This window comes from Microbacterium sp. SORGH_AS_0454, from assembly GCF_031453395.1.
Classification (GTDB): Bacteria; Actinomycetota; Actinomycetes; order Actinomycetales; family Microbacteriaceae; genus Microbacterium.
Map to the genome: position 1 here is coordinate 1,072,480 of NZ_JAVIYS010000001.1, position 12,179 is coordinate 1,084,658.

Here is a 12,179-nt window from a genome sequence, read left to right on the forward strand (position 1 = left end):
CAGCACGGGGAAAGGGGTCGGATCCGGGCGCTTCACGGCCACCCGACGACCCCGCAAGACAGGGCTCAGAGCTCGGCGCGCAGCCAGCGGGCGGCCTCGACGGCCCAGTACGTCAGGATCGCGTCGGCACCGGCACGGCGGATGCCGAGCAGGCTCTCCATGATCGCGCCCCGGCGATCGATCCAGCCGTGGGCGGCGGCGGCCTCGACCATCGCGTACTCGCCCGACACCTGGTACGCCCACACGGGGACGTCGACCGAGGCCTTCACGTCGGCGAGCACGTCGAGGTACGGCAGGGCCGGCTTGACCATGACGACGTCGGCGCCCTCTTCGACGTCGAGCAGCGCTTCGCGCACGCCCTCGCGGCCGTTGCCGGGGTCGAGCTGGTACGAGCGGCGGTCGCCCTTCAGCTGAGAGTCGACGGCCTCGCGGAAGGGGCCGTAGAAGGCGCCCGCGTACTTCGCCGAGTAGGCCAGGATCAGCGTGTCGGTGAAGCCCTCGGCATCCAGAGCCTCGCGCACCGCACCGACCTGGCCGTCCATCATTCCCGACAGGCCCAGCATGGCCGAGCCCGCGCGCGCCTGCGCCAGACCCATCGCCGTGTAGCGCTCGAGAGTGGCGTCGTTGTCGACGGCGCCGTCTTCGCGCAGCACGCCGCAGTGACCGTGGTCGGTGAACTCGTCGAGACACAGGTCGGTCTGCACGACCACCGCGTCGCCGACCTCGGCCACCACGGCCTCGGTGGCGAGATTCAGGATGCCGTTCGGGTCGTCGGCCCCGGAGCCCACGGCGTCGCGCGTCTCGGGCACGCCGAAGAGCATGACCCCGCCGATGCGCTGCTCGGCCGCCTCGGCGACCGCACGGCGGAGCGAGTCCATCGAATGCTGCACGATGCCCGGCATCGAACCGATCGGGCTCGGCTCGGTGATTCCCTCGCGCACGAACATCGGCAGCACGAGCTGCGAGGGCACGAGGTGCGTTTCTCGAGCGAGACGACGGACGGCGGGGGTGCGGCGCAGACGCCGCGGGCGGTGCTCGGGAAAGCTCATGGGGTCGATTCGTCGGTGTTCAGAGGAAAGCGGGCGACGGCGTCGATGAGGGAGTCGACCGTCTGGGTCTCGGCCACGACGTCGACGCTGAGTCCGGCGCGCTTGGCGTCTTTGGCGGTGCGCGGACCGATCGCGGCGATGACGGTGGATGCCGGAACCTCGGGGAACTGCTCGACGACCTGCTCGGCGACCGAGCCACTGGTGACGAGGATCGCGTTGATGCGCCCCGATTGCACGTCGCCGGCAATCTTCTCGGTGACCGGGACCCCGACCGTGCGATAGGCGACGACACTGCGGACATCGTGCCCGGCCTCGATGAGCAGGCGCGTGAGCACGGGCTTGGCGATCTCGCTTCGGAGGGTGAGGACCTTCCGCGGCTCGGTCTCGAGCTCGATCATCTGCTCGGCCATGCCCTGGGCCGAGTTGTCGCGCTCGGGGACGAGATCGACGTGATAGCCGACGGCCTGCATCGCGGCCGCGGTGGTCTCACCGACGACCGCGACCTTCGTCTCGGCGGGGATGACCGCCTTGTAGGCGTACAGCACGTCGACGGTGGTGGCGCTCGTGAGCGTCAGCCAGTCGAAGGCGCCGGCGGCGAGATCGGCGAGGGCCTCGTCGAGGGTCGCCTGATCGTTCGTGGGTGCGAAGTTGATCAGCGGCGCGATGACGGGCACGGCGCCGAGCTGTCGAAGGCTCGCGGCGACGCCGTCGCCCCAGGGGCCCCCTCGGGGAACGAGGACGCGTCGACCGGCAAGCGGTTTCGGCACGCTGCCCGTCGTGGGGTTCGGCGTGTGCTGGTGGCCTTCGTTCATGTGGTCGACTCTCGTGGTACCAGGTCGGCCGCCCCGCGTTCGAGCAACCGACGCGCGGCTTCTCGGCCCGCTCGCGTCGCTTGCGCGATCGGTCCCCCGTCGTCGGCAGCATCAGCTCCATTGCCACTGCCCGTAGTGTCCCCACCATACCCCGGGTCGAGACGCACCGTCCGGTCTACGCCGATCCTTTGTGTCCCATCGAGCGCGTAGACGATCGCGCGCAGACGCAGGTCGCCCTCGGCAAGCGAGGCGTGCGTGCCCACGGGTGCGCTGCACCCGGCGTCGAGCGCCGAGAGGACCGTGCGCTCGGCCGTGATGGCCACGCGGGTGAGTTCGTCGTCCAACCGGGCGAGTGCGGCGTAGATCTCGGGATCGATGTCGTCGCGGGTCTCGACGGCGAGCGAGCCCTGTCCCGGAGCGGTCGGCCACTCCGACAGACCGAGCTCTTCGGCGAGAAGGCCACCGAGGTCGCCGCCGAGCCGCGAGATGCCCGCGGCCGCGAGGATCACGGCATCCAGCTCTCCATCGCGCACCCGCGCGAGACGCGAGTCGACGTTGCCGCGGATGTCGTGGATGTCGACTCCCGGGTTGTGGCGCAGCGCCTGGGCAATACGACGGGGCGAGCCGGTGCCCACACGCGCACCGGCGGCGAGAGCGCCCAGCGGGGTGCCGTCGCGGGTGACGACCACGTCGCGCGCATCTGCCCGCGCGGGCGTCGCCGCGATGACCAGACCGTCGGGCTGCTGGGTCGGCAGGTCTTTGAGCGAGTGCACGAGGAAGTCGCAGCGATCCGCGGCGAGCGCCTCTCGCAGACCGTTCGCGAACACCCCGCGTCCGCCCAGCTGCGACAGCGAGGCGCGGTTGACGTCGCCCTCCGAGACGATCGGCACCAGCTCGACGGGACGACCGGATACCGCTGACACGGCATCGGCGACCATCTGCGACTGGGTCATCGCCAGGTTGCTGCGGCGAGTGCCGAGACGCAGGGGCGCGGTCACTGAAGGATCTCGGGGATCTCGTCGAGAGTGACCAGCCGACCGGTGTAGAACGGCACCTCCTCGCGCACGTGGCGACGGGCCTCGGTGTAGCGGAGGTCGCGCATCATGTCGACGAGGTCGGTGAGCACGTCGGCCTCCATGGGCAGGAGCCACTCGTAGTCGCCGAGGGCGAACGACGCCACGGTGTTGGCGAGGACGCCCTTGTACGCCGAGCCCTTCTTGCCGTGCTCGATGAGCATCTCGCGGCGCTCGGCCTCGGGCAGGAGGTACCACTCGTAGCTGCGTACGAAGGGGTACAGGCACAGCCACTGCTGCGCCTGGATACCGCGGAGGAAGCCGGGCACGTGCGAGCGGTTGAACTCCGCGTCGCGGTGCACGCCCATCGCGTTCCAGGTGGGGAGAAGGTTCTTGAGCAGGTCGGTGCGGCGGAGGCGCCGCAGGTCGCGCTGAAGGGCCTGCGGGTCTTCGCCGTACAACCAGACCATGAGGTCGGCGTCGGCGCGCAGGCCGCTCACGTCGTAGAAACCGCGCACGGTGACGCCGTCGGCCTCGATGAGCGAGACGAGATCGGCCAGTTCGGTCGCGTCGGTGGCGGTGACCGCGTTTTCGGGATCGCGGCGGAAAACCGCCCACAACGTGTACACAGAGGAGGAGCTGTCGTCGGACATACTCCCAGTCTCGTCCGGTCGGGGCGGCGGTCCAAACCGGTTGACTCGCCGACGAACCACCGCCACGTGCGCAAGCCGCTTCCCCGTTGGTACTGTGCGACGACGGCGTCGGGGTACGCCCTTCGAGAGGCCTGCCGATGTGGTTGTACGACCTCCCCATGTATCTGGGGCTGCCGCTGTTCATCGTCCTTGTCGTGGGAGGTTCGTGCGCGATCCTGCTGGCCCTGCGGAGGTGGGTACGCCGGGCAGCACCGCGCGGTGAGGAGTGGGACCGCGTGCTCAGCTACGCGGTAGGCGTCTACGGCGTCTTCTACGGCGTGACCCTCGCGCTCATCGCCACGGCGGCCTACGGCAACTTCACCGAGGTCGACGGCGTCGTGCTCGAGGAGTCGTCGTCGCTCGCCTCGCTGTACCGCACCGCGGCGCTGCTCCCCGACCCGCAAGGCGACGAATTGCAGGCCCAGATCACCCAGTACGCCCGCAACGTCATCGACCTGGACTGGCCCCGACAGCGGCGTCTGGAGATTCCCGCCGAGACGGATGCCAATGTCTCGGCCATGCAGCGGGCGATCGGCGCCGTGCAGCCGACGACGGCCGCCGAGACCCTCTACGTGCAGCAGTCCCTCGATCAGTTCCAGCTGCTGGTGGAGAACCGCCGCGACCGCATCGCGCTCACCCACCTCGCGCTGCCGAGTGTGCTGTGGATCGTGCTGGGCGTAGGTGCGGTGCTCAACGCGATCTTCCTCGGCCTGATCGAGGTGCGAAACCTCCGGGTGCACCTGCTGATGTCCAGCATGCTCGCGCTGTTCGTGGCCCTGTTGCTGTACGCGATCGCCGGATTCGACCACGCCTACGCGGGCCCGATCGCCGTGACACCCGAGTACTTCGAAGATCTGTTGAAGGGGCTCTTCGCGAACGAACCGTAGGCGGGGCCGTGCGTCGGGTAACCGGTGGGTTGCCGGGGTCACGGCATCCGGTCGTGAACCGTCCCGCGGAGACCACGGCCGACACACCGCGGGACCGCCCCTCGTACCGGCGCGTCGCGGACGAAGTCCGCAGGACGGCCGGGCCCGGGTAGCCCCTGGGTTGCCGGGGTCACGGCATCCGGTCGTGAACCGTCCCGCGGAGACCACGGCCGACACACCGCGGGACCGCCCCTCGTACCGGCACGTCGCGGACGAAGTCCGCAGGACGGCCGGGCTCGGGTAGCCCCTGGGTTGCCGGGGTCACGGCATCCGGTCGTGAACCATCCCGCGGAGACCACGGCCGACACACCGCGGGACCGCCCCTCGTACCGGCGCGTCGCGGACGAAGTCCGCAGGACGGCCACGCCCGGGCCCCCGGAATCACGAAGCGGCCCGCCCTCCCGGAGGGAGACGGGCCGCTTCGGACGATCTCAGCGCGTGTAGGCGCGGACGATGCCCCAGACGGCCAGGCCGACCAGAGCGGCGACGCCCGCGACGGCGGCGGCCGCGGCACCGGGGTTCTGCTGAGCCTTCTCGCGAACCTCCTGCACCTTGCGCTCGACGGCCTCGCTCGCGCGACGCGGGGCGTTGGCCTTGACCTCGATGGCCGCGAGGGCGGCTTTGAGCTCGGCGCGGGCCGACTGCACCGGGTCGGTGATGCCGAGGGGCACCGCGGTACGCGGAACGGGGACGGGACGATCAATACTCATCGCGGGCCTCCTTCACGATTCGGACGTCTTCGGCGATGGCCTTGCCGGGGTTCTCGCGCTTCGAGAGCTTCTTGAAGCGCAGGTAGCCCAGAAGGGCGAGGATCGCGGTGACGACGATCATCACGCCGAAGACGACGAGCGCCGACAGCCAGACGGGCCACCACGACGACAGCCCCGCGATCACGAACGCGAAGAAGACCGGAACGGCCCAGAAGACGACGATCAGGGCGCCGACGAACCATCCGGCGCCGATCCCGGCGTCTTTCGCCGTGCGCTGCGCCCACGCCTTCGCGCCGTTGATCTCGGCGACGACGAGGTTACGCACCAACTCGGGGATGTCGCCGATGAGGGTGAACAGACTGTCGTCGGAACGATCGCGGAATCCGCGCGGAGTGGTCATGCGTCAGCTCCCGGACGAGGTGGAGCCGCTCTTGGCCGCCTGCGCGCGCGTGGTGGCCGCCTTCTCCGCCTGCTTGGCGTCGTCGACGGAATCCTCGACGACATCGGCCACTTCGTGGGCCGACTGCTTCGCGGCGCGTCCCGCGCGCTCGGCGCGCTCCTGCACGGTGCCGGAACCGGACGCCGCGCCGGTGACCGACTTCGCGCCCTTCCACACCACGCCGGGGACGGACTTGAGAGCGGAGACGCCGAACGCCTTCACCTTCTCGACCTGTCCTTGGACGACGGGCTGGTCCCAGACCTTGCCGGCCTGAGTCTTGATCTGCTCGTACCGGTCGCGGCCTGCGCGTGCACCGAGCACGTAGCCCGCCACGAGTCCGACGACGAGTGCTGCTTTGCCCCTCATGGGGTCTCCTCACGCTCGATCCAGTGCTGGTCGAATCTCACAGTAGTCACGTATGCCGCGATCGGCATCCACCCTTGACAGGCGGCGCGGCATGGTCGAGTGGCGATCGCGTCAGGTGGACCAGAGCGCGTCGCTGCGCACGCGGTCGGCCTCGTCGCGGGCATCGGGGATGACCTGGGCGAGGCCCGTACCCGAGATCCACGCACCGGTGGCCCCCAGTCCGGGCACCGCGCGCACGGCGCCCCGCGCGGCAGCGGTCTCGGCCGCCCGTCCGATGGTCGCGGCGGGCTGCGACTGCACGTAGCGCACCCGATGGGCATCGCGCAGAGCGGATGCCGACAACTCGACGCCGAGCATCGCCGAGGCCTCCGACAGTGCCAGGGCTGCGGCCGCTTCGTCGTCGAGGGCCGCGGTCGCGGGCTCTTCGCCCTGTGCTCCGAACGAGACGCGCACGACGTGGATGCCGGGCTCAGCGGCATCCCGAACCCAATCCCACTTCGCCGTGGAGTGCGTGAGCGCTTTGGCGACGTGGCTTCCGGGAACGGTGAGGACGCCCGTTCCGCGCGGAGCCGGGTCGAGCGCGGGGGCATGGACGACCAGGGTGACCACCTCGACGACGGGGGCGACCGGGTCGCCCACCTCGAGGCCTGGAACGACGGGCGCCAGCAGTTCGCGCGCGGGCCCCTCGGGAAGGGCGACGATCACGGCCCGGGCCGCCAGCGGCTCGTCGTCGGCGGAGGTCGCGACCGTCCAGCCGTCGTCGGTCTTGGTCAGCGCACGGGCGGAGACCCCGGTGCGCAGCTCGACGCCGTTCTCGCGCAGGCCCGCGACGAGAGCGTCGACCAGGCGGGACATGCCTCCCGCGATCCCCTCGACAGCGCCACCCGGGGCGGCGGGTTTCGCGACACCGCCCGACACGATGGGGACGTCGGAAGCCGGAGCATCGGCGGGCCGCGCGGCGGCACGGCTCGCACGGAGATCGGCGACCGCGCCCGTGAGCGACCCGGTCCGCGTCAGTGCAGCGTTCAGTCCCGGGGCCGCCAGGTCGATGTCGATGTCGTCGGGGCGGGCCGAATAGACCCCGCTCGTGACCGGCGCGACCAGGCGGTCGAGCACGCGGGCACCCAAGCGCGATCGCACGAGCTTGCCGAGGCTGTGCGCGTGACCGATCGTCAGCGGGGGACGGAGCCGATCCAGGTACGCGCGCCACGAACCCGACCAGCCGATGACGCGTCGCACGTCGGGGGCGAAGGGGTTGTCCGGGATGCCGAGCACCCCGCCCTTCGGAAGCGGGGCCGCCCCGACTCCCGGCACACCGGCGACCCACGCGCCCGCGGGATTGGGCGAAACGATGTCGTCGGACAGGTCGAGCTCGTCGAGGAGCTTTCGCACGATGCCGCCGCGTGTCGCGAAGCTCTCGGCGCCGACGTCCAGCGTCATCCCGCCGACCTCGGCGGTGCGCAGGACCCCGCCGAAGACCTCGGAGGCCTCGAGGACGGTGACCTGCAGGCCGACCTTCGCGCACTCGCGCGCTGCGACGAGACCCGAGACGCCACCGCCGACGACGATGATCCGTGTCTCGTGGGCGTGCCGGACGAGGCGATCGAGGGGCTCGCTCACGCGTCTTCGCCGTGTGCGCGGGCGACGATGCGGGTCAGCACCTCGGGGTCGGTGTCGGGCGGCACGCCGTGACCGAGGTTGAGGATGTGCGCGCGCGCCGCACGACCGCGGGCGAGGACGTCGTCGACATGGGCGGCGAGCACCGGCCACGGAGCCCCCAGCAACGCCGGGTCGAGATTGCCCTGCAGCGTGACGTCGGGGCCCACGATGGCTGCCGCCTCATCGAGCGGCATCCGCCAGTCGACACCCACCGCGTCGGCGAGACCGCCCAGGCGCATGTCGTCGAGGAAGGCACCGGTGCCGACGCCGAAGTGGATGCGGGGCACCTCGATGCCCTCGAGTGCCGCACGCGAGTGCGGGGCGATGAACTCCCGGAAGGTGGCGGGCGACAGCGACCCCGCCCACGAGTCGAAGAGCTGCACGGCCTGCGCGCCGCCGGCGATCTGCGCGTCGAGGAAGGAGCGCGAGACCTTCGACAGCCAGCCGGCCAGGCGGTGCCACGACTCGGGGTCGGCGTGCATCATGCCGCGGGCGCGCAGGTGTTCCTTGCTCGGCCCACCCTCGACGAGGTACGCAGCGAGGGTGAAGGGAGCACCGGCGAAGCCGATGAGAGGAACCGCGTCGTCGAGTTCGGCGGTCACGCGGCGGGCGGCTTCGCGGACCGGCTCGGCCGCGGCGGCGACCTCGTCGGGGTCGATCGCGGTGATCCGCGCCACGTCGTCGGCGGTGCGCACGGGGTCGGCGAACACTGGACCGCGACCCGGCTCGATCACGACGTCGATGCCGGCCAGACGCAGGGGCACGACGATGTCGCTGAAGAAGATGGCCGCGTCGACGTTGTGACGGCGGATGGGCTGGAGGGTGATCTCCGCCGCGAGGTCGGGGGTCAGACACGCGTCGAGCATGCGGGTTCCCACGCGGAGCTCCCGGTATTCGGGCAGCGAGCGCCCCGCCTGACGCATGAACCACACCGGCTGCCGCTCGGGACGGTCGCCACGGAGGGCACGGAGCAGGGGCGCGTCGAGGGAGGCCATGGCATCCATCCTTCCACCCGCGCCTGGACAACACGGGGGATGCCTTGACGTCGAGAGGCCGCCCGGAATACCCCGAGGAACGCGGGCGTAGAATATCTTCGTGCTGCTGTGCGTCAGCGCGAGTCACAAGACCGCGTCCTTCGATCTCCTCGAGCGGCTCAGCGTACCCGCGACACCCGTCGCTCCCTTGATCGCCGAGCACGACGAGTGCGTCCAGGGCGCCGTCGTCGTCGCGACCTGCAACCGCTTCGAGGCGTACGTCGACATGGACGAGCCCGTCACCGCGGCGGTCGCCCTCGGCATCGAGGCGACTCTCGCGGCGATCGAGTCCGCGACCGGCGTTCCGGCCAGCGAGCTCGAGGGCTCCTACACCGTCCTCGGTGGCAGCGATGTGGCCGAGCATCTGTTCTCGGTGGCATCCGGGCTCGAATCCGTCGTCGTCGGCGAGGGCGAGATCGCCGGTCAGGTGCGACGCGCTCTCAACGAATCGCGTCAGCTCGGCACCACCTCCGCCGAACTCGAGCGCCTGTTCCAGCGGGCGTCCGAAGCCCAGCGCGGTGTGAAGAACTCCACCGCGATCGGCCGTGCCGGACGCTCCCTGGTACGCCTGGGCCTCGAACTCGCCGACAGTCGCATCGCCGACTGGTCGACCCAGCGGGTGCTGCTCGTGGGCACCGGCGCGTACGCGGCTGCCACCGTCGCCGCCCTGCGCGATCAGGGCGCCGAAGACATCTCGGTGTACTCGCCTTCCGGCCGGGCCGCGAAGTTCTCGATCAAGCACGGCCTGCGGGCGGTCTCGGCAGAGACCTTCCCGAGCGCGGTCGCCCACGCCGACCTCGTGATCACCTGCACCACCAGCGAGAACCACGTACTGAGCGCCGCCACTTTCGCCGCGGGTCGGGGGGCCTACGCGACCGCCGTCGACGGCGCCGCGGGCGTGTGCCCCGTCGATCACACGGCGCGCCGCCTCGTCATCGACCTCGGCCTCCCCCGCAACGTCGACCCCGATGTCGCCACCGTCCCGGGCGTCGACCTGCTCGACCTCGAGACGATCCGCCTGCACGCCCCACTCGAAGAGCTTCAGGCGACCGACGCGGCACGCGATCTCGTGCGCGACGCGGCCCGCCGCTTCGCCTCGGTCGGCGAGCGCAAGAACATCACCCCCGCCGTCGTGGCCCTGCGCGCGCACGTCTTCGGCGTGCTCGACGCCGAGGTCGCCCGCGTGCGCGCCCGCGGCGACGAGGGCGGTCAGACCGAGCAGGCGCTTCGTCACCTCGTCGGCGTGCTGCTGCACACCCCGACCACCCGGGCGCACGAACTCGCTGAGACCGGCCGCGCCGACGAGTACATCGACGCTCTTTCGGCGCTGTTCGGCATCGAGGTCGCCGACCCCGCGGCCGCCGAGCGTCGCGACATCGCCGACGCGGGCTGAGGGCCCTCCCGCCCCTCATCGCGCCGCGGTCCTCGGTGCGGGGAGCGGGTGTCCGCGCCGGCTGCGGCGGAGCCGGATCCCTCGTCGAAACGCGCGCGTCGGGCAGGATGGATGCCGTGAGCACACCGGCATCCGAGGTCTATGTCGTCGCGGGAGAACGTCGGCGCGGGAATGCTCCGCGGTGGGCGGCGACGCTCGTGTTGGGGCTGCTGCAGATCGAGGAAGACGCGCCGTCCGTGTCGGAGACGGTGATCCGCCGGGCCGACGGGTCACTCGTGAAGCGGCTGAAACCGGGCAGCGTCTCGCACTTCGAGAAACAGATCTCCGAGGTCACCGCCGACCTCGCTTCGATGGATGCCGTGCCCTTCGCGCGGAAATGGATCGCCGAGCCCGACGCAGCCGCGGCGGGCGACGAAACGGCATCCGGCTGACGTAGCGGTGGCGACCTGACGCCGACTCGGGAGCGAGATGCGCTCTCGCCCGCCCGCGTCGAGACGCGCGAGAATGAGCATATGAGCCTGCGCATCACCGACGACCCCGCCGCCGACGAACTGCTGTCGAGTAACCCGCTCGCTCTGCTGATCGGCATGCTGCTCGACCAGCAGGTTACTTAACCATGATGCGCAGACGTTTGCGACGCTACCAAGCAAGCGCAGACATCGCCGATAAAATGGGACGCAGGTGGGGAACTCAGTAAAGCCACCCGAGCGACCAGCTCGCTGAGGGCGCGATGGCAGGTTCGGGATAAGACCGACGCCACGATCGCATAGAGACTTACACCCCTCGGAACTAGGCGCGGCGATTAGCCGAGTGCTTGCCACTGCCCCGGCCCTCATTGTCGAACAGCGTCAGCAGCTCGGCCGGATCCTCGGAAGCGTCCGGTGAGGGGCGCGTACGCGCAGTTGCGGCGGCCGCCTCCGGCGCGCGGATTTCTCCCCGCCCTCCCGGGCAGCGCGCTCGCATCAAAGCGCAGGAACTGCGGCTGGCCAAGCCTTGCGTCTGGAAGTACTGACCTCGACCGTTATTGCTTCGCTCGATGGCGGCGCCGCCGATACCAGGGCGGTTTTTGTCTAGCGGTATTGGTCCGGCCAGGTGGTCGAGACTGGTGAACACAGGGCCCCGGTGCGGAGAACGCGGACTTTCCGCACGCGAGTCTCCCGCACGTCCCGGTTCGAGCCGGGTACGAGCAGCCGACGCTGGAGCTATCGATCAGACCCGGGCCGTGCCGTCTTCGTTGGCGGCTACGGAGCACGCCTCGCCGGGCAGCGTCGCGAGAAGCTCGAGTGGGCTTGAGACCAGCGAGCTCCCTGTCACCGACCCGCTGCTCGGGGCCGCCTCCCCGCCAGCCGCCCCGAGAGGTGGTGGATCACTCAATGAGCAAGTGAAACTCCTTGTCGCGACCTTTTCAGCGCACCCTTGGCTGAGCGGGCCGATCACGGTCCTCCCGTCGATTCAAGGTCCGGCGGATTGCGTCTCGCGGCCAACTGCCGAAGCGGCCCCCCGCGGGCCGGCCGCTTCCCTAGAGGCGCGATGGAAACTCGCGATGATGGCGATCATCTCTTCGAGCTCGAACGATGTGATGCGTGGAGCGACAACAGCATCGGCAGAACCTGCCAGGCTGCTATTGAAAAACAGCCCGTCACCGAGGACTTCGACGATACGTGCGAGAGGCGCATCTGCGAGCACGTCTTCAAGAGTTTGACGCCACTCTCGTACGACTCGATCCAGCGCGGGACGTGCGCGGGGGTGCTTACCGGACTGATCTAGACGGGTTACGGCCGTCAGGGCGAGATCTAGAGGAGTACCCGTCGCGATCGCGTCACGGAGAAAATACGCTATTGGGCCCTCCTTCGCCGTACGAATACGATCACAGTGATCTCTGTTGAGGTCGTCGAGGCTCTCAATGAGTGCCTCGACGAGTGCATCGCGCGTGGGGAAGTAGTAGAAGAGTCCGCCCTTTGACACGCCAGCGCGAGCCGCAGTGGTCGTGATCGTGGCTGAGCGTTCGCCCGATTCGACCACGATGTCACGGAACGCTTGCAGGATCGCGTCCCGCGTCCTTAAGTCACTGGGCATGAGCTAATCG

At 70.1% G+C, this 12,179-nt stretch carries 13 protein-coding genes and 1 pseudogene; 4 read left to right on the forward strand and 10 right to left on the reverse strand.

What is annotated here, in order from left to right; genetic code table 11:
• Positions 1 to 65: 65 nt before the first annotated feature.
• Genes hemB through hemQ form a run of 4 tightly spaced genes read right to left on the reverse strand, consistent with a single transcriptional unit; the run spans position 66 to position 3,527 of the window.
• A complete protein-coding gene (gene hemB / locus QE454_RS04910) occupies positions 66 to 1,049 on the reverse strand; it encodes a porphobilinogen synthase (protein WP_210075906.1) in 984 nt (327 codons plus the stop codon).
• Positions 1,046 to 1,861 carry a uroporphyrinogen-III synthase gene (locus QE454_RS04915; RefSeq protein ID WP_309668542.1) on the reverse strand — a complete coding sequence of 272 codons (816 nt, stop codon included), beginning with the start codon at positions 1,859 to 1,861 and terminating at the stop codon, positions 1,046 to 1,048. The genes hemB and QE454_RS04915 overlap by 4 nt, the downstream gene beginning before the upstream one ends.
• Positions 1,858 to 2,859 carry a hydroxymethylbilane synthase gene (gene hemC / locus QE454_RS04920; protein WP_210075902.1) on the reverse strand — a complete coding sequence of 334 codons (1,002 nt, stop codon included), beginning with the start codon at positions 2,857 to 2,859 and terminating at the stop codon, positions 1,858 to 1,860. Before hemC ends, QE454_RS04915 begins: the two co-directional genes overlap by 4 nt.
• Entirely contained in the window at positions 2,856 to 3,527 is a 672-nt protein-coding gene (gene hemQ / locus QE454_RS04925; RefSeq protein ID WP_210075900.1) for a hydrogen peroxide-dependent heme synthase, read from the reverse strand. The genes hemC and hemQ overlap by 4 nt, the downstream gene beginning before the upstream one ends.
• 137 nt (positions 3,528 to 3,664) lie before the next feature.
• Here hemQ and QE454_RS04930 point away from each other — a divergent pair, with 137 nt between their 5' ends.
• Complete coding sequence (locus QE454_RS04930) at positions 3,665 to 4,453, forward strand: DUF4239 domain-containing protein (protein WP_307457481.1); 789 nt, start codon at positions 3,665 to 3,667, stop codon at positions 4,451 to 4,453.
• Positions 4,454 to 4,923: 470 nt separating this feature from the next.
• Here the strand turns inward: QE454_RS04930 and QE454_RS04935 are convergent, their stop codons facing one another.
• The 5 genes from QE454_RS04935 to hemE form a co-directional block, all read right to left on the reverse strand.
• Positions 4,924 to 5,202: a hypothetical protein gene (locus QE454_RS04935; RefSeq protein WP_307313658.1), complete on the reverse strand. Its 279-nt coding sequence runs from the start codon at positions 5,200 to 5,202 to the stop codon at positions 4,924 to 4,926.
• Positions 5,192 to 5,602, reverse strand: a complete 411-nt coding sequence (locus QE454_RS04940; protein WP_210075893.1) for a phage holin family protein — start codon at positions 5,600 to 5,602, stop codon at positions 5,192 to 5,194. Before QE454_RS04940 ends, QE454_RS04935 begins: the two co-directional genes overlap by 11 nt.
• A gap of 3 nt (positions 5,603 to 5,605) precedes the next feature.
• Complete coding sequence (locus tag QE454_RS04945) at positions 5,606 to 6,007, reverse strand: hypothetical protein (protein ID WP_181906402.1); 402 nt, start codon at positions 6,005 to 6,007, stop codon at positions 5,606 to 5,608.
• A gap of 111 nt (positions 6,008 to 6,118) precedes the next feature.
• Entirely contained in the window at positions 6,119 to 7,627 is a 1,509-nt protein-coding gene (locus tag QE454_RS04950; protein ID WP_210075891.1) for an NAD(P)/FAD-dependent oxidoreductase, read from the reverse strand.
• Positions 7,624 to 8,661, reverse strand: a complete 1,038-nt coding sequence (hemE, locus tag QE454_RS04955; protein ID WP_307457473.1) for a uroporphyrinogen decarboxylase — start codon at positions 8,659 to 8,661, stop codon at positions 7,624 to 7,626. Before hemE ends, QE454_RS04950 begins: the two co-directional genes overlap by 4 nt.
• A gap of 100 nt (positions 8,662 to 8,761) precedes the next feature.
• Between hemE and QE454_RS04960 the strand changes: the two genes are divergently transcribed.
• The 3 genes and pseudogenes from QE454_RS04960 to QE454_RS04970 form a co-directional block, all read left to right on the forward strand.
• A complete protein-coding gene (locus tag QE454_RS04960) occupies positions 8,762 to 10,093 on the forward strand; it encodes a glutamyl-tRNA reductase (RefSeq protein WP_210075887.1) in 1,332 nt (443 codons plus the stop codon).
• Between the two features lie 116 nt (positions 10,094 to 10,209).
• Positions 10,210 to 10,524, forward strand: a complete 315-nt coding sequence (locus tag QE454_RS04965; RefSeq protein WP_307457468.1) for a hypothetical protein — start codon at positions 10,210 to 10,212, stop codon at positions 10,522 to 10,524.
• Positions 10,525 to 10,605: 81 nt separating this feature from the next.
• A pseudogene (locus QE454_RS04970) lies at positions 10,606 to 10,701 on the forward strand (Fe-S cluster assembly protein HesB); the annotation flags it as partial.
• Between the two features lie 844 nt (positions 10,702 to 11,545).
• Here QE454_RS04970 and QE454_RS04975 read toward each other — a convergent pair.
• Complete coding sequence (locus tag QE454_RS04975; protein WP_307457464.1) at positions 11,546 to 12,169, reverse strand: TetR/AcrR family transcriptional regulator; 624 nt, start codon at positions 12,167 to 12,169, stop codon at positions 11,546 to 11,548.
• Between the last annotated feature and the right edge of the window lie 10 nt (positions 12,170 to 12,179).